General features: G+C 70.2%; 19 protein-coding genes. 5 read left to right on the forward strand and 14 right to left on the reverse strand.

Annotation, left to right across the window (positions count from 1 at the left end):
- Positions 1–126 precede the first annotated feature (126 nt).
- Complete coding sequence (locus Acor_RS39520) at positions 127–1083, forward strand: hypothetical protein (protein WP_155341897.1); 957 nt, start codon at positions 127–129, stop codon at positions 1081–1083.
- On the opposite strand, the gene Acor_RS39525 is transcribed toward Acor_RS39520, so the two are convergent.
- Together Acor_RS39525 and Acor_RS39530 are read right to left on the reverse strand one after the other, a co-directional pair.
- Positions 1055–2401, reverse strand: coding sequence for an O-antigen ligase family protein (locus Acor_RS39525; protein ID WP_155341898.1), 1347 nt, complete (start codon positions 2399–2401; stop codon positions 1055–1057). The two genes, Acor_RS39520 and Acor_RS39525, sit on opposite strands and share 29 nt — an antisense overlap.
- The gene (locus Acor_RS39530) at positions 2398–3120 is read right to left on the reverse strand and encodes a hypothetical protein (RefSeq protein WP_155341899.1); all 723 of its coding nucleotides are present in this window, start codon (positions 3118–3120) and stop codon (positions 2398–2400) included. Before Acor_RS39530 ends, Acor_RS39525 begins: the two co-directional genes overlap by 4 nt.
- Positions 3121–3309: 189 nt before the next feature.
- Here Acor_RS39530 and Acor_RS39535 point away from each other — a divergent pair, with 189 nt between their 5' ends.
- Positions 3310–4176: a DUF6492 family protein gene (locus tag Acor_RS39535; protein ID WP_155341900.1), complete on the forward strand. Its 867-nt coding sequence runs from the start codon at positions 3310–3312 to the stop codon at positions 4174–4176.
- A gap of 37 nt (positions 4177–4213) precedes the next feature.
- Here Acor_RS39535 and Acor_RS39540 read toward each other — a convergent pair whose 3' ends face one another.
- The gene (locus Acor_RS39540; RefSeq protein WP_155341901.1) at positions 4214–5056 is read right to left on the reverse strand and encodes a hypothetical protein; all 843 of its coding nucleotides are present in this window, start codon (positions 5054–5056) and stop codon (positions 4214–4216) included.
- Positions 5057–5450: 394 nt separating this feature from the next.
- Here Acor_RS39540 and Acor_RS39545 point away from each other — a divergent pair, with 394 nt between their 5' ends.
- On the forward strand, positions 5451–6644 hold the full coding sequence (locus Acor_RS39545) for an acyltransferase family protein (RefSeq protein WP_155341902.1): 1194 nt from the start codon (positions 5451–5453) through the stop codon (positions 6642–6644).
- On the opposite strand, the gene Acor_RS39550 is transcribed toward Acor_RS39545, so the two are convergent.
- The 8 genes from Acor_RS39550 to Acor_RS39585 form a co-directional block, all read right to left on the reverse strand.
- Positions 6616–8103, reverse strand: a complete 1488-nt coding sequence (locus tag Acor_RS39550; RefSeq protein WP_246239783.1) for an oligosaccharide flippase family protein — start codon at positions 8101–8103, stop codon at positions 6616–6618. The genes Acor_RS39545 and Acor_RS39550 overlap by 29 nt on opposite strands.
- Positions 8100–9119, reverse strand: coding sequence for an NAD-dependent epimerase/dehydratase family protein (locus Acor_RS39555; RefSeq protein ID WP_155341903.1), 1020 nt, complete (start codon positions 9117–9119; stop codon positions 8100–8102). The genes Acor_RS39550 and Acor_RS39555 overlap by 4 nt, the downstream gene beginning before the upstream one ends.
- Positions 9119–9766, reverse strand: coding sequence for a PIG-L deacetylase family protein (locus tag Acor_RS39560; protein ID WP_155341904.1), 648 nt, complete (start codon positions 9764–9766; stop codon positions 9119–9121). Before Acor_RS39560 ends, Acor_RS39555 begins: the two co-directional genes overlap by 1 nt.
- Positions 9763–10539 carry a sugar phosphate nucleotidyltransferase gene (locus Acor_RS39565; protein WP_155341905.1) on the reverse strand — a complete coding sequence of 259 codons (777 nt, stop codon included), beginning with the start codon at positions 10537–10539 and terminating at the stop codon, positions 9763–9765. Before Acor_RS39565 ends, Acor_RS39560 begins: the two co-directional genes overlap by 4 nt.
- Positions 10540–10679: 140 nt before the next feature.
- Positions 10680–11576, reverse strand: coding sequence for a glycosyltransferase family 2 protein (locus Acor_RS39570; protein WP_155341906.1), 897 nt, complete (start codon positions 11574–11576; stop codon positions 10680–10682).
- Positions 11577–11612: 36 nt separating this feature from the next.
- Positions 11613–12617 (reverse strand): hypothetical protein, encoded by a 1005-nt coding sequence (locus Acor_RS39575; RefSeq protein ID WP_155341907.1) that lies wholly within the window; start codon positions 12615–12617, stop codon positions 11613–11615.
- Positions 12614–13924, reverse strand: a complete 1311-nt coding sequence (locus tag Acor_RS39580) for a DUF4910 domain-containing protein (protein WP_246239785.1) — start codon at positions 13922–13924, stop codon at positions 12614–12616. The genes Acor_RS39575 and Acor_RS39580 overlap by 4 nt, the downstream gene beginning before the upstream one ends.
- Positions 13921–15393: a class I SAM-dependent methyltransferase gene (locus Acor_RS39585; protein ID WP_479688464.1), complete on the reverse strand. Its 1473-nt coding sequence runs from the start codon at positions 15391–15393 to the stop codon at positions 13921–13923. The genes Acor_RS39580 and Acor_RS39585 overlap by 4 nt, the downstream gene beginning before the upstream one ends.
- Between Acor_RS39585 and rfbC the strand changes: the two genes are divergently transcribed.
- Positions 15377–15973: a dTDP-4-dehydrorhamnose 3,5-epimerase gene (gene rfbC, locus Acor_RS39590; protein WP_155341909.1), complete on the forward strand. Its 597-nt coding sequence runs from the start codon at positions 15377–15379 to the stop codon at positions 15971–15973. The genes Acor_RS39585 and rfbC overlap by 17 nt on opposite strands.
- Here the strand turns inward: rfbC and rfbD are convergent.
- The 3 genes from rfbD to rfbB are packed head-to-tail and all read right to left on the reverse strand — an operon-like array spanning position 15960 to position 18777.
- Positions 15960–16805 (reverse strand): dTDP-4-dehydrorhamnose reductase, encoded by an 846-nt coding sequence (rfbD, locus tag Acor_RS39595; protein WP_155341910.1) that lies wholly within the window; start codon positions 16803–16805, stop codon positions 15960–15962. The two genes, rfbC and rfbD, sit on opposite strands and share 14 nt — an antisense overlap.
- Positions 16802–17800, reverse strand: coding sequence for an endonuclease/exonuclease/phosphatase family protein (locus Acor_RS39600; protein ID WP_155341911.1), 999 nt, complete (start codon positions 17798–17800; stop codon positions 16802–16804). The genes rfbD and Acor_RS39600 overlap by 4 nt, the downstream gene beginning before the upstream one ends.
- Before the next feature lie 5 nt (positions 17801–17805).
- Positions 17806–18777, reverse strand: a complete 972-nt coding sequence (gene rfbB, locus Acor_RS39605) for a dTDP-glucose 4,6-dehydratase (protein WP_155341912.1) — start codon at positions 18775–18777, stop codon at positions 17806–17808.
- A gap of 240 nt (positions 18778–19017) precedes the next feature.
- Between rfbB and Acor_RS39610 the strand changes: the two genes are divergently transcribed.
- On the forward strand, positions 19018–20126 hold a 1109-nt coding region (locus Acor_RS39610), incomplete at its 3' end, for a DUF4082 domain-containing protein (protein ID WP_155341913.1).

Below are 20126 nucleotides of genomic sequence, written 5' to 3' on the forward strand. Positions count from 1 at the left end.
CGTGGTCAATGAATCCTGGGACTTCGGCCCTGCCTCGATCGACTGCGGGAACACCACATGGGAAGACAACAAGCTCGTCACCATCGACGACGGCTACAACGTCACCGCCGTGGTGGGCCCGCTGGAGTGCCCCACCTGACCGTCGCCCTCCTGACCGTCGCCCTCCTGACCGTCGCCCTCCTGATCGCGGCCACGCTGACCGGGTGCGCGTCCGACGGCCGGGCCCTGGCCGATCCGGCCGTGCCGACGGGCTCCCGCACACCGCACGAATCACCTGAACCAACCGGGCCGCCGCCCGCCCTGCCCGGCTACCCGGACGCGGCCAGCACCGGCGTGCCCGAGGGAACCAAGCTGACCGTGGTGCGCGGCGACCAGACCATCAGCGCCGACAACCTGGTCATCACCGGCAAGGACTTCCACGGCTTCGTCACCGTCACCGGGTCCGGCGTCACCTTCCGCGACTGTGTCTTCCGGGGCCGCGCCACCGACCGCAACGCGGCCCTGCTGGACACCGAGCGCGGCCGGAACACCGTAGTGATCTCCTCCGACTTCGTCCCGTCCCACCCGTCGGCCACCGTCGACGGCCTGTGGACCAAGAACACCCGGATCTACCGGGCCGACATCCGGGGCGGCGTGGACGGCGTCAAGGCCAACAGCCACACGCTCATCCAGGACTCCTACATCCACGACATGACCTGGTTCGCCCGCGACCCGAACCAGGACGGCGGCCCGACCCACAACGACGGCGTGCAGTCCTTCGCCGGGGAGCGTGACGTCACGCTGCGGCACAACACCATCGACATGTCCACCACCAAGCAGGCCAACGCCGCGCTGCAGACCTCGGCACACGACACCCGGGTGGTCGGCAACCTGCTGGACGGCGGCGCCTGCGTGCTCAACTTCGACCACACCGTGCTGGCCGGCCCGCTGACCGGGATCGAGGTGGCCGGCAACCGGTTCGGGCGGCACTCCGCCTACGTCTGCCCGATCCTGCTCAGCACCCGCTCGATCATGACCAGAAACGAGGGCAACGTGTGGCACGACACCGGCCGCCCTATCCCCCCACCGGAACGGCACGACTGAACCCCCGGGAACCGAGTTCCCCGCGCTCGTTCTCGGCTATGCGCAACAGGGAGCCGCAGGCCCCGATCATGAAGAACATCAGGGACGCGATCTGGGGAAAGGCCAGCAGGTCGAAGGTGATCGCGCCGACCAGCGGGACGATCGTGGCCGCCGCCAGGGTCAGGGCGAGGTTGCGGTCGCGTGGGTCGTCGCTGAGGTGGCGGGCCCGGACGGCCCCGTACACGCCGACCAGGACGATGCCGACGAAGGCGGCGATGCCCAGCGCCCCGGCCTCGACCAGGGTGAGCAGATACTGGTTGTCGAAGACCTGGTGCTTGGGCGCGTACCAGGTGCCGATGCCGCGGCCGAACAAGGGGCTGCGCAGGAACTCCTCGATCGCGTTCGGGTAGTCGTGCACCCGGTAGCGGATGCTGTCGTCCCTGCCGATGTTGGTGAACAAGGTGTAGAACGCGCCGAGCAGCCCGGGGAAGAGCACCTTCACCACGGCCAGGAAGAGCACCACGACGCCGAGCGCCTGGACTCTGCGGCGGTTGGTCCAGCCGAGGAAGAGCACGACGCCGACCGTCAGGACGGCCAGGATGCCGGAACGGGAGACCGCGAACATCAGACCGGCCGCGATCATCGCGGCGGCGATCCACCAGCGCCGGGGCGACTCGCCGCGATCCCGGGCGTGGAAGCCGTAGTGGAGCGCGAACGGCAGGATCATCGCCATGATCACGCCGAACTCGATCGGGTGCCCGGTGGTGGACGGCACCCGCTGAATGCCCGACCGGGCCTCCACCGCGTCCACCGCCACGTCGTTGGAGCTGAGAATGGGCAGTTTCATGTACGCCGTGAGGTCGAACCCGAGGATCCATTGGACCGCTCCCACGACCGCCATCCCGGCCCCGGCCACCACCAGGCCCTTCAGCACGAAGTCCAGCCGCTCCCGGCCGCGCACCGCGTCGCACATGCCCAGCGCCAGCCCCAGGTTGGCCACGATCAGCACCAGCGAGTGGTCGGCCGAGTTGAGCTCGTCGCTGGGCAGGTAGGCGTAGGTGGCGTAGCCGTACAGGAAGACGATGGCCAGCGCGTACGCGAAGAGGGCGCGGCGGACCGCGTTGCCGCCCTTGGCGATGCCCAGGGTGGTGGTGGTGTGCGCGCACATCCACAGGGTGAGGGTGGTCAGGCCGAGCAGGTCGGACATGGTCAGCGACATGGGCAGGCCGCGCACCACCAGCCGGGCCGGGGTCAGCAGCAGCACCAGCACGCAGACGCACAGCAGGCTCGCGCCGTCCGCGCGCCGGCGCAGCGGGGTGTCCAGCGCGGCGGCCGTCATCCGGCCACGCCGGAGGGCTGTGCGTCGCGGGAAGCCGCGGACGCCCGTCCGGGCCGCTGGGCGCCGCGCCGGGCCCGGCGGGACACCAGGTAGCTCTCCACCGCGAACGTGGACCACAGGCTCAGCAGCGCGCCCACCCCGGCCGCCGCGGCGGCGGCGCGGGCCCGGCTGCCCTGTTCCGGCTGGGGCGTGGTCGGGGAGACCACGTCCATGGCGGTGAGGAAGGTCTCCCGCGGCGCGTTCACCTTCGTCTGCCGGTTCAGCAACTCCACTTTGGTCCTGGCCATCACCCGGGCCACCATGTCGCGGGCGCCCTCCGGGCTGTCGCTCTCCGCGTACACGAACACGAACGGGCCGCTGGACATGCTCTCCGGGTTGGTGCTGCCGTTGCTGACCTTGTAGGAGGTCGCGTCGCCGGGGGTGACCCCCAGTTCGCCCGCCACCTCGGGGGACCCCATCGCCTGGATCAGGATCGACGCGGTCATGTTCAGCCCGTAGTCGAAGTTGAGCAGCGGATTGGTGATCGGGTTGGGCAGTCGCGGGTTCGGCGGGACCGTTCCCCCGGTCCTGGGGATGCTCAGCACGATCACCCCGTTGGACAGGTACGTCGGCGGAATGCTGGCGTACGCCAGCCCCGCCCCGCCGAGACCGAGCAGCAACACCGGAAGGGCGACGTACCACCGCCTGAACAGGACGAGGACCGTCCCCCAGAAGTCCATGTGATTCCTTCCCCGAACCTCTCATGGCTATCGCCACGTGATACGGGTGGTGTTACGGCCATGCGTAACGAGTCAGATGATGTGCCGATAGCTGATGTGAGGACGCCTCGGGGCGTAGCCTAGCCTTCCATCGCGGGGAATGTTCGCTCATGTCACCGTACGTGTCAGAAAGACGGGAGACCGCCGGCCATGACTGAGTTAGCCGTCATCACGCCGACCTGGAAGCCCGACGCGGAATTCTTCGCCGAGTTGCACCGTTCCGTGCTGGAGTTCACCTCCGACGACACCGTGCACCACGTGATCGTTCCCGCCGCCCACAAGAGCGCCTTCGCCCGGTACGCGGGCCCGCGCTGCCGGATCTGGACCCACCCGGAGCTGATCCCGCGCCGCTACTGGCGAATGCCGGGCGGGGTGTGGCTGAACGCGGCGCGGCCCTGGCCACCAGTCCGCGGCTGGGTGATGCAGCAGACCGCCAAGATCGCCGCCGCCGGGCTGATCGAGGCGGACGTCGTGCTGCTGGCCGACTCGGACGTGACCCTGATCCGGCCGACCAAGGCTGAGAGCTTCCGGGTGGACGGCGAGCTGTCGCTGTTCCGCAAGGAGAACGCGGTCAACGCGGGCATGGACCGCCACGTCATCTGGCACCGGGTCGCCAGGGAACTCCTCGGCCTGCCGCCCGCGCCGCCCCCGCCGCTGCCCGACTACGTGGACGCGCTGGTGTTCTGGGACCCGGCCATCGTGCGGGCCATGCAGGCCCGGATCAGCGAGACCACCGGCCGGCACTGGGCCGACGCCTTCAACTCCCAGCTGCACATCTCCGAGTTCATCGTGTACGGCGTCTACGCCGACGAGACACTCGCCCGCCGCCCCCCGACCAGCCCGATCGTCTGCCACAGCAGCTATGACCGGTCGCCGATGGACCACCAGGCGGCCCTGGCCTTCGCCGAGCGCCTCGGGCCCGACGCGGTGGGCATGATGATCAGCTCTCACTCGGGGACGCCGCTGGAGGTCCGCCGGGCGGCGGAGCGGCACTGCGTCGAACTCGACGGAAGCTGACCCCGCGGTCATGCGACGGGAAACGCGGACGGGCCGGTCAGGACGGCTGGTGGTGATCGTCGGGGGAGTTGCCGTTGGACGCGCCCCAGTGGCTCACCCGGGCCTCGTCCCCGTCGGAGACCGAGTCGGGCACGACCACCACCACGGTGTACTCGTCATCGTCCGCCGGCCGGCGGGGCTCCTCCCGCCGCTCCTCGTCCACCCGCACCACCGCGCTGCTGATCATCGGCGGATACGTCTTGCGGATCATCTGGTCCGCCCGCCACTGCATGGTGGCGGTGACGTCGTCCAGATCGCCGAAGGACGGCACGACGGCCGTCGACTCGGCCCGGCCGCTCGGCCGGACGGGCGCCGACCGAACCAGTGGCCGCTGCTTCGGCAGCCGCGATCGGACCAGCGCGTAGGCCAGCCCGAAGGTGGCCGCCAGGGTGAGCACGAACGCCGCCGCCGCACCCTGCCACTTGCCGCCCAGCTGGATCTCCGGGACCGACTCCGGGACCACCTCCGCCACCGTGATGAAGGTGGAGGCAGGCGCGCCCAGCACCTTCTGGCGGCTCTCCAGCTGATCCCGGATCAGCTTCTGGGTCCGGTCCAGCACCGTGCCGGCGTGCGCGGCGGTGGGCGCGTCCACCGAGATGTAGATGTACGGCCCGGAGATGTCCAGCAGATCAGGATTGGTGCGTCCGTCGTCGATCACCAGATCGGTGGAACCGCCTACCGGAGCGCCAAGCGACTTGCGGACCTCGGGCGCGTTCATCGACTGGATCAGGATGCTCGCCGTCGTCTTGAGCCCATCGGTGAACTGAAGCAACGGGTTGGTCAAACCGCTCGGCTTGCTCGGGTCGGTGGAGACCCCCTTGGCCGAGGTAGTCAGCACCATCAGGACGTTCGACGAGAAATGGACCGGTACAAAATAAAAAGTCGCCCCTGCTACGGCAAGCGAAAGTAGAACCAGTGGCGGTCCCACCAACTTCCGTGCAGCTAGGCTGAGGATGATCTTCCAAAAATCCATCTGTATTCCCCGCCCATGTCATGGCGCACGGGAGCGCCTCGGGCGGCCCCGACCCTACATGGTTGGAATCGCCCACAACTCCTTGATCGTTACATTCGTAACCGAGCAGTGATCGATGGCAGACGTTCCGTAGACCCTCCACAGACCATCCGCTTACTTTCTACTCTATGCACTCTCCACAACCGTTACATCGCGTCTGCCCCTGCCGATAGACCCTTCAGGGCCAGAAGTCGGATCAGGAGTAGTTGGGGAAGGGACGCACATGACGTCTGCTGCGGATCGGCTGACGGCCGGGACGACCGCTGGGACGGCTGCTGGGACGGCTGAACCGGCCGCTGCGGCGCGACGCCGCCTGGGGGGCTTGGACGGCATCCGCGGGCTCGCCGCCCTCTTCGTGGTCCTGCACCACTGCCGGCTGCTGGCGTTCCCCGGCTTCCCCGCCGACACCGGCCCCGGCTGGGCCTCGTGGATGCTCTACGGGCACTTCGCGGTGGTCGTGTTCATCGTGCTGTCCGGCTTCTCCCTGGCGGTCGCCCCGGCCCGCCGGGACTGGGCGCTCGGCGGCCTCGGGCGATTCGCGCACCGGCGGCTGTGGCGCATCCTGCCGCCCTACTGGCCGGCGCTGGCGATTAGCCTCGTGATCGCCTGGACGCTCGTCCCACAGCCCGGCGAGGGGCCTCCCACGGCCAAGTCGGTGCTCTTTTACGGGCTGCTGGTCCAGGACGTGTTCGGCTCCCCCAGCCCGAACGGGGCGTTCTGGTCCATCGCCATCGAAGCCCAGCTGTACCTGGTGTTCCCGCTGCTGCTGCTCCTGGTGCGCCGGGCCGGGGTCCTGGCGATGCTGGGCGCCGTCGGCGCGGTGGTGGCAGCGATCGGCCTGCTCGCGCCCTCGGTCCCGGCCGTGGAGCTGCTGATGCGCTTCACCCCGCAGTTCGCGCTGCTGTTCGCGATCGGCGCGATGGCCGCCGGGGTGGCCGGAGGGCGCTGGCTCCGGGCGCCGTGGGGCTGGCTGTCGCTGCTGACGGCCGTCCCGGTGGTGACCCTGATCGCGGTGCGCGGCTCGGTCTGGACGGTCGAGAACTTCTACTGGGTGGACCTGGCGCTCGGACCGGCCGTGGGCTGCCTGCTGGCCGCCCTCGCGGCGGGCAGGCCCGGCCGGCTGACAGGACTGCTGGACACCCGGCCGCTGCGCTCGCTCGGTTCCTTCTCCTACAGCCTCTACCTCACCCACGCGCCGCTGGTGGTCGTGCTGCACACGCTGGTGATCGCCCCGAACCTGGCCCCGGGCGTGCCCGCCTTCCTGGCCACGCTGGCGCTGTGCGTGCCGGTGACGCTGCTGGTGGCGCGCGGCTTCGCGGCCGTGTTCGAGCTGCCCTTCCAGCGGCACCGGACCTGGCCGGAGCTGCGCGCGGCGATCCTGGCCCGGCTCAGCGGCCGGAGGCCATCAGCCGGGTAGCCCGGCCGGCGAAGGATTTGATCTTGTCGAACGGCACCACCAGCAGCACGTAGACGACCAGCCCGGCGGCGCCGGCCAGCGCCAGCGAGACGAACGGGTGGCCGGCGGTCAGGTAGGCCACCGGCAGGGCGACCGCGACCAGGGCCAGACCGCCCGACAGCGGGCGGACCAGAGCCGGCAGGATCGGTCTGAGCCGGATTCCGGCCCGGTTCACCGCCACCACGGCCAGCGGCAGCGCGACCAGCAGGGCCGCCCCCGCCTGGCCCGCGGCGGCGCCGCGGATGCCTTCGAGGTGAGTGCCGACGATGACGATGGGCACCATGGCGACGCCGTAGCCGATGTTCATCCACACCGTGGCGCGGGTGGCGCCCTGGCCGTTGAGGATGTCCAGGGCGAACGAGGTGAGCATGCGGACCAGCATCAGCAGCGCCAGGAAACGCAGCACCCCGGCGGCCTGGTCCCACTCGGCGCCGTACAGCACGGAGATGATCGGGTGCGCCAGCAGGCCCATCAGCAGCGCCAGCGGCAGTACGGCGGTGAACAGCAGGGTGACCGAGCTCTGCACCCCCCGGGAGAGCCCGTCGTCCTCGCCCTCGGCCAGCCGGGAGAAGCCGGCCAGCGACACCTGCCGGATCGCGGTGCCGACCAGGCCGGGCACCCAGCTGGAGACGTTGAAAGCCAGCAGGTAATAGCCGAGCTGCTGCTCGCCCATGATGTTGCCGACGATGACATAACCGACGTTGACCAGCACGGTCTCCAGGCCGATCCCGGCCGCGGACGGGATGCCGAAGCGCAGCAGCCGCCCGGCGACGGCCCGGTCGAAGCCCATCTGGAACGGCATCTTCGCCCAGAACAGCACCAGGACGCCGGTCACCACCGCCGCCGCCACCTGCCCCCAGGCGAAGCTGTACGGCCCGGCACCCCTGGCCGCCAGCGTGACGGACAGAGCGGCGTTGACCAAGAACCCGGCCAGGATGGCCATGCTGCTCTTGTCCTGCTGGAACCGGCGCAGCAGCACCCCGACGCGGACCGCGGTGATCGCCTCGACCAGGATGACCGCGGTCAGCAGCCGCACCACCGGGGCCGCCTCCGGGCTGCCCGCGGCCGCCGCGAAGTACGGCGCGCCCACCCAGAACGCGCCGTAGAGCGCGGTCGCCGAGAACAGGTTCAGCAGCGTGGCGGTGGGGGCCATCTCCTCGACCGAGCCGCGCCACTGGATGGTGGCGGCCATGATGCCGAGGTCCTTCACCACCATCACCACGTTGGTGGCGGCCAGCGCCACCGCGTAGACGCCGAAGTCCTCGGGGGCCAGCAGGCGGGCCAGGATCAGGCCCATGACGAAGGAGCCCGCCTTCATCACCAGGTTGCCGAGCAGGCTCCAGCCGAGCCCGCGCCCGGCCTTGCGCCGCAGCGAGCCGGGCGTGGGCTGATCCGTGCTCACCGGCTGGTCGGTGGTCACGGGCGGAGCGAGTCGTCTATCGTGCCGTCCGCGCGGCGGGCGGACAGCCGGGCGAGCCGGGTGAACCGGTGCACGAAGTCGTGCTCGGTCAGCCCGTGACGCCGGTAGGCGTCCAGCAGTTCGACCGCGCCGGCCTTCACCGTCCAGCTCGCCTCGTACCCGGGCAGCGCGGCTCTGATCTTGGTGAAGTCCACCCGGTAGGAGCGCGGGTCGGCGCCGCTCTCGCCGGTGATGGTCAGCACGGACCCGGGCGCCGCCTCGACCACCTCGGCCGCGATCTCGGCCACGGTCAGGTTGTTCTGCTCGGAGCCGACGTTGAAGGCCTGGCCGTGCACCGCCGCCTTCGGGGCGGTCAGGGTGGCCGCGAACGCCTCGGCGATGTCCAGCGCGTGCACCAGCGGACGCCACGGCGTGCCGTCGGAGAGCACCCGGACCTCGCCCGACAGGTACGCGTGCCCGACCAGGTTGTTGAGCACGATGTCGGCCCGCAGCCGGGGCGAGAACCCGAACGCGGTGGCGTTGCGGAGGAACACCGGCGTGAAGTCGTCGTCGGCCAGCGCCAGCAGGTCGTCCTCGACCCGGACCTTGGACTCCGCGTACGGCGTGACCGGCCGCAGCGGGGCGTCCTCGCCGAGCAGTTCGTCCCCGCCGGAGGCGCCGTAGACCGAGCAGGTGGAGGCGTACAGGAACCGGCTCACCCCGGCGTCCTTGGCGAGCCGGCCCAGCCGTGAGGAGGCGTGGTGGTTGATGTCGTAGGTGAGCTCGGGGGCCAGCGCGCCCAGCGGGTCGTTGGACAGCGCGGCCAGGTGCGCGACCGCGTCGAAACCGGCCAGCTGCTCGGGCCGCACGTCACGCAGGTCGACGGCGACGGACTCGCCCTCGGCCGGCGCGGGCCCGAGCAGGCAGTCGGCGAACAGGCCGGAGTCCAGCCCGGTCACCTCGTGCCCGGCGGCGGTGAGCACCGGGGCCATCACGGTGCCCAGGTAACCCTGGTGACCGGTCAGCAGTACCCGCATCAGTTCTCCAGATCGAGCGTCAGTTTGTTCACATGGAATGCCTCGGCGTAGCGGGCGTGGCATTCGATTCCGCGGATGCGGGCCAGGCCGAGGAACGCCTCCCGGTCGTACCACGGCTTGGCACGCTGGGACGGGTAGTGCTGCTGGAGCAGGCTCACCTTGGTCTCGGCGATCTCGGCGGCGAGCGGCTGGTAGACCGAGGGGGCGGCCAGGTCGCCGTCCCATTTCACGATCTCGTAGGACAACGCCAGGTGGTCGCGGAACACGGTGGGCACCAGTTTGGCCAGCCCCCGGTGGTCCTGGTGTGCGTCGCCGCGCCAGGGGGCGAGCACCAGCTGCGGGTCGCTCTGGCGGCGCAGTTCCGCCACGGCGTCCTTGGCCTCGTCCCAGTGCGCGGGCAGCCGCCCGTCCGGGATCTTGAGCACGGTGATCCGCAGGTCGGCGTCCGGGCAGAACGCGGCCAGCGCGGCCCGTTCCTCCTCCTCCCGTTCGGTGCCGCCGCCGGACAGCACCAGCGCGTCCACCCGCAGGCCGGGGCGGGACGCGCAGAGGGTGAGCAGGGTCCCGCCGGCGCCGATGGCGAGGTCGTCGCAGTGTGCGGCCAGCGCGGCGACGGCGGCGACGGCGGGCGGGCGCAGGCCGATCACGCGCGCTCCCACAGCGCCCAGGGGCGCTGGCCGCGCGCGTACTCCTCGTTTAAAGCGATACGTTCCTTGACGGTGTCGGTCGGCCGCCAGAACCCGCGATGGGGGTAGGCGAGCAGTTTGCCGCGCTTGGCCAGCTCGGCGCAGCCGTCCGCGACCAGGTCGCCGTTCTCCGGAAGGTAATCGAAGATCTCCTGCCTGAGCACGAAATATCCGCCGTTAGCCCACAAGGGCATTTCGCTTACCGGGGTGATGCCCCCCACCCGGCCGTCCTCGGCCAGTTCGATGCAGTGAAAGGTGTCCGAGGGGGGCACCACAGTCATCGACGCCCCGGCGTCCGACGCGGCGAACCGGGCCACGATGTCGTCCAGCGGCGCGTCGGTGAGCACGTCGGCGTAGTTGGCCAGGAACATCTCCGAATCGGCCACATACGGGCGCACCCGGCGCAGCCGCTCCCCGATCGGCGAGTCCAGGCCGGTGTCCACGAACGTGATGGACCAGTCGGAGATGTCGGTGGACAGCAGTTCCACCTGGCCGCCGCGCATCACGAAGTCGTTGGAGGCGGTCTCCTCGTAGTGCAGGAAGAAGTCCTTGATGTGGTGTGCGCCGTACCCCAGGCACAGCACGAAGTCGGTATGGCCGAAATACGCGTAGTACCGCATCACATGCCAGATCAGCGGCCGGGGACCGACCAGTTGCATCGGCTTGGGCACCTCGCCCGGTGCGCCGCTGCGCATCCGAGTGCCGTACCCGCCGCAGAACAGGACGACCTTCACACGATCTCCACAGACGGTATCGGGAAGGCGATTACGCCTCCCCAGTCACGGACATAACGTATTGAATGACGCGGCGGGTCTGGCGGAGGTTGGCGGGGCCGATCACGGTATCTCGCCGAACCCCGCCTGACTCGCGGGGGTCACGACCGGCCGAAGGCCATCCGGGTGACCTTGCGGACCCGGCGTACCGCGGTCTCGCGGTGCCGGCGCATGTACAGGCCGCGAACGGCGGCCCGGATCTGGCGGTACTGATCGGACGTCAGCGTGCCGGCCTCGACATGCGCGTGCGCCCAGTAGAGCGTCTCCTGGCACTGGAGCAATGTGGAGCAGTAGCCCTTCCATGTGGGCACACCGAGGCGGCGGGCCAGCTTGCCGCGGTGCTTGATGTCCCAGTGCCGCTCGGCCAGCACCTCGTTGATGTGCTGCCACGGCCCTTCCATGACCAGCCGGGCGGCGAACACCTGGTCCTCGCGCGGCATGTTGCGGCGGGGCGCCATGGCGACCACGGGAGCGCGGCGGACCATGCCGTAAAGCGGGTCGATGATCAGGTAGCTCTCGTTGAGCAGGCGCGACAGCTCCGCGACACGCGCCACGGGGTCGCTGGAGTTGAGACCGGCGCCCGGCCGGGCCTCCTCGTACCGCTGGGTGCGGACCACGCCGTCGCGGGTGTCGGTGTAGGAGATCTGGGTGGTGACCATCAGCAGCCGGGGGTCGGCGGCGAACGCGTCCAGGCACTTGGTGGAGTAGGTGGGGTCGAGCCGGTCGTCGTCCCCGATCCACCGGAAGAACTCGCCTTTGGCGGCTTGGAGGGCGAAGTCGAAGTTGCGCAGCATCCCCAGGTTCTCGGGCTGGCGGTAGTAGGAGATGCGACTGTCTTCCGCGGCCAGGCCCCGGCACAGCTCCTCGGTGGAGTCGGTGGAGGCGTTGTCGGTGATGACCAGCTCGACATCGCCGTGCTCCTGTGCGAGGACCGAGCGGACCACGCCTTCCATGACGTCGGCGCCGTTGTATACCGGCAAACCGATGGACACTAACATCTGTGCTCTCCTAGGAGTGATCTTCTCGGGGATGGGTCAGCGCGGCCCGACGCGTTCCAGCCAGATCTCGCGCCAGAACGGCAGGTGCCCGCGGGGGCAGTTGAGGTTGGGGACGCCGGGACAGACGATGTCCTCCAGCACGATGCAGGGCGTCTTCATGGTCAGCATCCGGCCGGTCGGCTCGTCCAGGCAGCGCTCCACCCGGCCGACCACCCGGGCGGTCTGGCCGCAGAACACGGTCAGGCCGACCTCGAAGCCCATGCCGCGGTTGCGCAGCTGCGGGTCGAGGGTGGCCGAGATCTCCTCCTTGGACTTGATCCGGACCAGTTCGCCCGGCTCCAGGTCGAGGGTCTGCACCGGCGTGCCGCCGGTCGCGGTGCCCTTGAGGAAGCCCCACGTCAGCCCGCCCTTGATCCACAGCCACTGGGGCAGAACCCGGCGGCTGACGCTCTGCAGGCGGTTGAACAGGCCGATCAGGAAGGCGCGGAAGGTCTCTGACGCGGTGGCGTTGCCGGAGCGCACGTCCCAGACGTACTGCCGGACGTCCTTGAGCGGGAGGCGGCCAGGGGCGGCGCGGAGGATCTCGGTCGCCTGGCAGGCGTACCGGGGGGCGCCGTCGGGGAATGGTTCCCGGCGCGCGTTGCGGTGCAGGATCTGCACGTCAACCGGGCCGGAGGGGTTGGCCGGGCGGGGCGGCGGCGCGTCGGCCGTGCCCTCCGCCTTCCGTAACCAGGCGGTCTTCCAGTAGAAGAGGCAGGCGGTCTGGCAGCCGCCGTGCGCGCCGCCGTCGCACCGGGACTCGGTCAGGTGCACCGAGTCGGGCAGGTGCCGCAGACCGGTGCGTTCGATGGTGTCGCAGAGTTTGTGCGCGACCTTGTAGACGGTGAGCTTCTTGCCGCAGTAATCCAGCATCTCCGGCATGAAGGGAAGCCCGTCCAGCTCCCCTCGCTCGTCCAGCGTCGCGAAGATCTCCTCCGCGCTGAGTACCTGGACCAGATCGCCTGCTTTGAGGCTTTCTGGCGCCTTAGTGGCCGTGGTCATGCTCGCTCCCCGCCCGAATCTGGTGACTGCGGCGCCTCGGTCAGGAGACCGGCCTCGATGAGGACCCGAGCCGCTTCGAGCAACGCGGCGAACGGGATCGCCGACCGCTCTGCGATGTCCAGGAGGCTGTGGTCACCGTCGGAATAGTTAAGTATCCATAGGATCGCCATCTGATGCTGCTTGTTGTCGCGGTTCAGGGCGGGTGACCGGTAAAGTCCCCGTCTCCCGAGCTGCGGTTCGCCGTACGGCTGAAGGTTCAGGTAGACGCGGTCGCCTTCCAGCACCTCCACGATCTCCCGTACCGCGGCCAGCGTGCCGGCCAGGGCGTCGGGCGTGACCAGGTCGGGATTGTCCGACGAGGTGTGGTACTCCGGGTATCCCTCGTTCGGGGACCTGGTCAGCAGGCCCACCGGCAGGTTGAACCCGGGTGAGCAGAACTGCCGCTCGTCGTAGCCGTACGGGGTGAAATCCACCACCGTGTGCTCCCGGTCGCGCAGCGCGTACGCGGCGGCCCGGTCGACGGCGGCGTCGCCGCGGCGGCTGCGCTTGTACCGCAGCGGCCCGGGATCGCCCGCGCAGGCCAGCACCAGGCCGTGTTTGACCAGGCCGACCCGGTCCCGGTTGCGGGCCAGCCAGGTGATCGAGCCGATCGTGCCGGGGGCGAACAGGAACCGGTAGGTGAACCTCGGCCCGCCGGGGATCTCGGCCAGCGCCTGGGCCAGCTGGACCGCCACCGCGATGCCGGCCAGCGTCTCGTTGGCCAGCGCGGGATGGCAGGTGTGGCACTCGATCAGCACCTCGTCGGCCTGCCGGCCGGGCACCACGTGCTCGGCGTAGGTGAGATGGCCGTCGGCGAGGGTCGCGTCGATGTGTACCTCGTACTCCTCGTCCTGGAGTTCCCGCAGCGTGTTCTCGCTCAGGCAGAGCCCCCAGGTCCCGGTGTGGTACCCGGTCCGGTACGGGATCAGGTCCGGCTGGTCCGGCAGCGTGTGCAGGTGCTCGCGCAACTCGGCCAGCGGCAGGGTGGCGTGCACCGGGACGCTGTAGCCGACCACGTGCAGCGGGCTCGCGGCGAAGTCCACCACCCGGCGGCCGGTCCGGTCCTTGAGGTAGGCGTCCCGGATGTTCCACTCCTGGGGGACCGTCCAGTCCAGCACCGGGGTGCCGGTCGGCACCTCGTGCACATCCAGCTTGACGCTCTCGCCGATGATCTCCAGGGTGCGGCGGACGCCGTCGCCGGTCATGCTGCGGCAGATCGGGTGCAGCCGGCGCACCAGCGCGTGCATGAGCTCCCCGGGGCCGCTCACACGATCTCCAGCGACGGAATCGGGAAGACGAGCTTGCCGCCCCAGTCACGGACGTAGGACAGCTGGTCCAGCAGCTCCGTCTTCAGGTTCCAGGGCAGCACCAGCACGTAGTCCGGCCGGTCCGCCGCGATCCGCTCCGGCGGGAAGATCGGCACTCGGGTGCCCGGCGTGAAACGTCCATGCTTGTACGGATTGCGATCGACGGTGTACGCCAGCAGATCCGGCCGGATCCCGCAGTGGTTCAGCAGCGTGTTCCCCTTGCCGGGGGCGCCGTACCCGACCACCGTCCGCCCCTCGGCGGCGGCCTGCACCAGGAACGCCAGCAGATCGCGGCGAACCCCGGCCACCCGGGCCGCGAACTGCCCATATCCGGAAATGTCCAGCAATCCCGCGGCCTCCTCGCGCGCTATCACCTCGCCGACCCGCGCGCTCACCGCGGCGCTCAGCTCGGCCGGCCGCGCCCACAGCCGCAGCGAGCCTCCGTGCGTCGGCAGCAGCTCCACGTCCACCAGCGCCAGGCCCCCGGCGGCCAGCGCCCGCCGCGCGGACGCCACCGAGTAGTACTGGAAATGCTCGTGATAAATGGTGTCGTACTGGTTCAGCTCCATCAGCGTGAGCAGATGCTGGACCTCAATCGACACCCACCCGTCGTCCGCGACCAGCGCCCGCAAACCCTGGGTGAATCCCAATACATCAGGAATATGGGCATAAACGTTGTTGGCCACGACCACGTCCGCGGGCCCGTGCTCCGCCCGCACCCGCGCGCCCAGCTCCGGCGACAGGAACTCCGTCAGCGTGTCGACGCCGCGCTCCCGTGCCGCCGCCCCCACGTTCGCCGACGGCTCCACCCCAAGGCAGCGCACGCCCCGGTCCACGACGTGCCGCAGCAGGTAGCCGTCGTTGGAGGCCACCTCCACCACGAACTCCGGCCGCAGCCGGTCCACGACATCGTTCACGAACGCTTTCGCGTGTTCCACCCAGGAGGACGAATATGACGAGAAATAGGCATATTCCGTAAATGTATCTTCGGGTGAAATCAGCGGGGGGATCTGCGCCAGCCAGCATGACGTACAGACCCGCAAATGCAGGGGATACGTCATCTCGGGCTGGTCCAGTTGAGCCGCGGTCAAGAACCGCTCGCACGGGGGCGTCGCACCGAGGTCCACCACACTGGACAAACCGCTCGAACCGCACAAACGGCAGGTGATGGCGGTGAGGTCGCCGGTGGCGAGTTCGGATGGCACGTTCCCACGGACGGTCATAGCATTCCGATCTTGAGTGACGGATGTTTCACAACGTATCCAAGACGCGGCTGGGACGGGGTTGGTTGGCGTGTCAATAAGACGACATTTCCTCCAAGCCAACAGGGCTGCCAGCGAATAATTCGGACCCTTCCCTCCAAGCGTTACAACCAGGTGATCATAGGCGAACGACTGTGCGATGCTCTCGTGCATGGATCGCCTCAGCATCGACGGAGCGTGGGTTCACACGCCCACCGTGCACTCCGACCCCCGTGGCACGTTCCACGAGGCCTTCCGCGCGGCCGACCTGCGCGCCGCGGCCGGACATCCGCTGACGCTCGCCCAGATCAACACCTCCACCTCCCGGCGCGGCGTGCTGCGCGGCGTGCACTACGCGGCGGTGCCGCCCGGCCAGGCCAAGTACGTCACCTGCGCGTCCGGTTCCGTGCTGGACGTGGCGGTGGACCTGCGGGTGGGCTCGCCCACGTTCCTGCGCTGGGAGAGCGTGGTCCTCGACGACGTCACCCGCAGGGGGATCTATCTGGCGGAAGGGCTCGGGCACGCCTTCCTGGCGTTGAGCGAGCAGGCCACCGTCGTCTACGCGTGCTCCCAGCCGTACGCGCCGGGCCGGGAGTTCGGCGTGCACCCCCTCGACCCGGACCTCGGCATCGACTGGCCGGCGGGAGTGCCCCCCCTGCTGTCCGACAAGGACGCCACCGCGCCCACCGCCAAAGAGGCCATGACGACCGGTCTGCTGCCCGACTACGACACCTGCCAGGCGTATTACCGGGCACTCAGGACGGATTGAGCCGCGGCCAGGCCGCATGCAGGGCCGCCCGCCAGTCCCGGATCGGCGGCAGGCCGGCGGCGGCCCACCGGTCGTGGGCCAGCACGCTGTTGGCGGGCCGCCGGGCCGGTCGCGGGAAACGCGTCGCGGGGACGGGGAGCACCCGGCCCGGGTCCGCGCCGAGCAGCTTGAAGATCTCCTGGGCAAAGCCGTGCCAGCTGGTCCGGCCCCCGCTGGTGCCGTGGTAGATCCCGCCAGGGGCGGGCGCCCGCCCCAGCCGGATCAGCTGCGCCGCCAGGTCGGCCGTCCAGGTCGGCTGCCCGAACTGGTCGTCCACCACGGTGACCTGGTCCTGCGCGCCGGCCAGCCGGATCATCGTGCGGGCGAAGCTGGGCCCGTGCTCGCCGTACAGCCAGGCGGTGCGCACCACCGTGCCGCCGTGCGCCAGCACAGCCCGCTCCCCGGCCAGCTTGGTCCGCCCGTACGCGTTGACCGGATCGGTGGCCTCGTCCTCCCGGTAGGGCCGCGACCCGGTCCCGGCGAAGACGTAGTCGGTGGACACGTGCAGCAGCCGGGGACCGCAGGCCGCGGCCAGCGCGCGCACCGCGTGCCCGTTGACGGCCAGCGCCTCCGGCTCGTGCGCCTCGGCGTCGTCCACGGCCGTCCAGGCCGCGCAGTTGATCACCACCCGGGGGGCCGTGTCCCGGACCGCGGCGGCCACCGCGTCCGGGTCGGTCACGTCCAGTTCGGCCCGGCCGAGCGCGACGACGTGCTCGCCGTCCCGGGCGAGCGCCTCGACGAGGTCGACGCCGAGCATGCCGGCGGCGCCGGTCACCAGCCAGGTGGAGGTCATGATCTGCCCATCTCGGGAAGAGCGAGCTCGGTGAGCGTCGCCCGGTGGTCACAGTGCGGCAGCGCGAACGCGTCGAACCCCAGCACGGCGATGCGCTCGTCGGCCAGGACGTGGTCGATGGCGACCTTCGGGAAGAAGGACGGCTGCTCGTAGTAGGGCCAGGTCATGGTCAGGCCCTTGCCCATGACGTCGGCCGCGTCGCGGTAGCCGGTGGCCACCAGCTCGCGCAGCACGGCGTGGTCCAGCGAGGAGTTGAAATCCCCGGCCAGCACCCGCAGCCGGCCGCCGGCCGGGGGCAGCACCCGGATGCTCGACTCCCAGCAGCCGGCCCGCCAGCCGCTCGACGGCGCGCACGCGTGCACCGCCACCACGTCCAGCTCCTGCCCCCCGGGCAGGGTCACCACGGCCGGGATCTGGGCCGGGCCGGGCCCGCGGATCGGGGCGTCGCCGGGCCGCAGCGGATACCGGGAGAAGACCGCCGACCCCCAGGCGTCCTCAAGCGGCTCTCCCACCCGGTTCGGCAGCAGGTCGCCGAGGCCCTGCTCGGCCAGCGAGTCGGCCAGCCAGGGCGCATACTCCACCAGGGTGAGCACGTCCGGCCGGGCGGCGCGGATCGCGGCCATCAGCGCGGCGGCGTCCACAGTGCCGTTGAAGGCGTTCAGTGCCATGATCCGGACGCGCGGGCCGGAGACGGCCGGGTTGCCGTCCGGCAGCGCCCGGGGCAGCACGATCACCGCGAACACGGCCGCCACCGCCAGCCAGGCCAGCGCCAGCGGCCAGCGCCGCAGCGCGACGCCCGCCGCCAGCGGCAGCAGCGTGGCCGCCGCCGCGTACGGCGTGAAGGAGACCGCCTGGGACCAGCGGAACTTGGGCTCGATTCCGGTGAGCCTGAGCACTGCCCAGCCCGCGAACGGGACCAGCAGCGCCCACAGCGCGGGCCCGATCCAGCCACGCGAAGCCACGGCGGCGATTTGCTGAACCTCCAGGGTGCGCACAGCGGCTAGCGGGACCCCGCCCGCAGCGGCTTCCACCAGGAGGGGTTGTCCACATACCAGCGCACGGTCGCGGCCAGCCCGTCCTCGAAGCTCACCTGAGGAGCGTAACCCAGCGCACGCAGCCGGGAGTCGTCGAGGGAGTAGCGCCGGTCGTGGCCCTTGCGGTCGGCCACCCGCTCCACCATGTCGAAGCCGGCGTCCAGGGCGCGCAGCAGCCGCGCGGTGAGCTCCAGGTTGGACAGCTCGGCGGTGCCGGCGATGTGGTAGATCTGGCCGGGTTCGCCGCGCTCGGCCACCAGCTGGATGCCCTGGCAGTGGTCGTCCACGTGAACCCAGTCCCGGATGTTGCCGCCGTCGCCGTACAGCGGGACTTTGCGGCCTTCGATCAGGTTGGTCACGAACAGCGGGATGACCTTCTCGGGGAACTGGTAGGGCCCGTAGTTGTTGCCGCACCGGGTGATCGACACCGGCAGCCCGTGGGTGATCGCGTAGGCCATCGCGATCATGTCCCCGCCCGCCTTGGCCGCCGCGTACGGCGAGCGCGGCGCCGGCGGCGCGTCCTCGGTCCAGCTGCCGGTCTCGATCGAGCCGTAGACCTCGTCGGTGGACACCTGCACGACCCGGCCGACCTTGGCCGCCAGACAGGCCTCCATCAGCGTCTGGGCGCCCAGCACGTTGGTACGGACGAAGTCGGCGGCGCCGTCGATCGACCGGTCCACGTGCGACTCGGCCGCGAAGTGCAGCACCACGTCGTGCCCAGGAACCAGGTCGGCCAGCAGCCGGGCATCGCAGACATCTCCGTGCACGAAGGTGTAGCGGCCCGACACTGGGGCAAGATTGGCCAGGTTGCCGGCGTACGTCAGTCGGTCCAGCACGGTGACCTCGGCGCCGGCGAAAGCCGGATAGCCACCGGACAGGACGGTACGCACGTAATGGGATCCGATGAAACCGGCCCCACCGGTGATGAGCAATTTCACGTTGAGGTCCACACCTTGTCGTTGGAAGCGTCGATGTCGATGGAGGCGGCGATGCCGTTCACGTCGTATCGACTCCTCAACAGTCGTATCGGTTGACCGTACATCGGCTAGCTAAAGCGACATGAGAGGAAATTTCACCGAAATTGATGCGAGTCCGTTATCTCACCCGCCACAATGGTCCCCCCGGAACGCCGACAAAGTATGGATGAGCCGAGCGCCTAGGGCGCGGAGGTCGGATAGATGACCCAGCCACACTCGCACCGTCGCGACTCCCCTTCCCGGCGACGCCGCCCGGGACCCCGTTCCCGCCTCGCGTTCGCACTCTCCGGCACGCTGGTGGCGGTCGCCGTCCCGGTGGCGTTATTCGCCTCCGGGGGCGGCGAGGAGCCGGGCGCGGAGCCCGCCAAGCTGACCGCCGCCACCCCCGCGGCCCTACCGGAAATGAAGGAGGTCAGCTTCTGGACGCCGACCAGCACGATCAAACCGCCCCTGCACCGCGACAAGACCCCGATGGAACTGGGCACCCGCTTCACCGTGGCACGGGACGGCTGGGTGGCGGGCGTGCGCTTCTACAAGGCCAAGGGCGAGAAGGGCAAACACACCGGTAGCCTCTGGGACGCCAAGGGCGCCAAACTGGCCAGCGTCCAATTCACCGCCGAGACGCCCTCCGGCTGGCAGGAGGCCCGGTTCGGCGCGCCCGTCAAGGTGCGCGCGGGAACCACGTACACGATCTCCTACCACAGCACCCACGGCACCTACGTCGGCAAGCCCGGCGTCACCGGCCTCTCGGCCGGCCCGATGGCCATCCCCGCCAGGCGCAACGGCGTCTACCGGTACGGCACGAGCGGCTTCCCCCGCGAGTCGAACCCGAAGAACTATCACTACTACGTGGACCCGATCTTCCGCTGGATGGACTGGCGCCCGAAGGGCGACAACGCCTCCAACCCGCCGGTGACCCCGGCCGAGACGGTAACCGCCTCCACCCCGCCCGGGACGACCACAACCCCGACGCCGACCCCGACGCACTCCGTCACGGTGACGCCCAGCCCGAGCCCGAGCCCGAGCCCAAGTAGCCCGAGCCCCAGTCCGACCCCCAGTCCGAGCCGGACGGCCACCCCCACGCCGACACCGACCTTCACGGCGGTCCCGCTGCCCCCGGACACCGGTTCCCGGACCTGCTCCGGCTTCCCCACCCCGGCCTGCACCGGAGTGCCGCCTGGCACCCAGCTGAAGAAACTGCCGCTGAACTTCGACGGCGACTCCTACCGGGTGACCCAGCCGGGCACGGTGCTGGACGGCGTGCACGTGCCGGGCACGCTGCTGATCACGGCGGACAACGTGACCGTGCG

The sequence above is a fragment of the Acrocarpospora corrugata genome (assembly GCF_009687845.1).
In the GTDB taxonomy this organism is placed as follows: Bacteria; Actinomycetota; Actinomycetes; order Streptosporangiales; family Streptosporangiaceae; genus Acrocarpospora; species Acrocarpospora corrugata.

Bases quoted from the DNA above. Each gene is read 5' to 3' on its own strand.
- Acor_RS39570 (WP_155341906.1), bottom strand. From the start codon at position 11,576: ATGTTAGTGTCCATCGGTTTGCCGGTATACAACGGCGCCGACGTCATG.
- Acor_RS39530 (WP_155341899.1), bottom strand. From the start codon at position 3,120: ATGGACTTCTGGGGGACGGTCCTCGTCCTGTTCAGGCGGTGGTACGTC.
- Acor_RS39545 (WP_155341902.1), top strand. From the start codon at position 5,451: ATGACGTCTGCTGCGGATCGGCTGACGGCCGGGACGACCGCTGGGACG.
- Acor_RS39525 (WP_155341898.1), bottom strand. From the start codon at position 2,401: ATGACGGCCGCCGCGCTGGACACCCCGCTGCGCCGGCGCGCGGACGGC.
- Acor_RS39575 (WP_155341907.1), bottom strand. From the start codon at position 12,617: ATGACCACGGCCACTAAGGCGCCAGAAAGCCTCAAAGCAGGCGATCTG.
- rfbD (WP_155341910.1), bottom strand. From the start codon at position 16,805: ATGACCTCCACCTGGCTGGTGACCGGCGCCGCCGGCATGCTCGGCGTC.
- Acor_RS39540 (WP_155341901.1), bottom strand. From the start codon at position 5,056: ATGGTGCTGACTACCTCGGCCAAGGGGGTCTCCACCGACCCGAGCAAG.
- rfbC (WP_155341909.1), top strand. From the start codon at position 15,377: ATGGATCGCCTCAGCATCGACGGAGCGTGGGTTCACACGCCCACCGTG.
- Acor_RS39535 (WP_155341900.1), top strand. From the start codon at position 3,310: ATGACTGAGTTAGCCGTCATCACGCCGACCTGGAAGCCCGACGCGGAA.
- Acor_RS39585 (WP_479688464.1), bottom strand. From the start codon at position 15,393: ATGCTGAGGCGATCCATGCACGAGAGCATCGCACAGTCGTTCGCCTAT.
- Acor_RS39555 (WP_155341903.1), bottom strand. From the start codon at position 9,119: ATGCGGGTACTGCTGACCGGTCACCAGGGTTACCTGGGCACCGTGATG.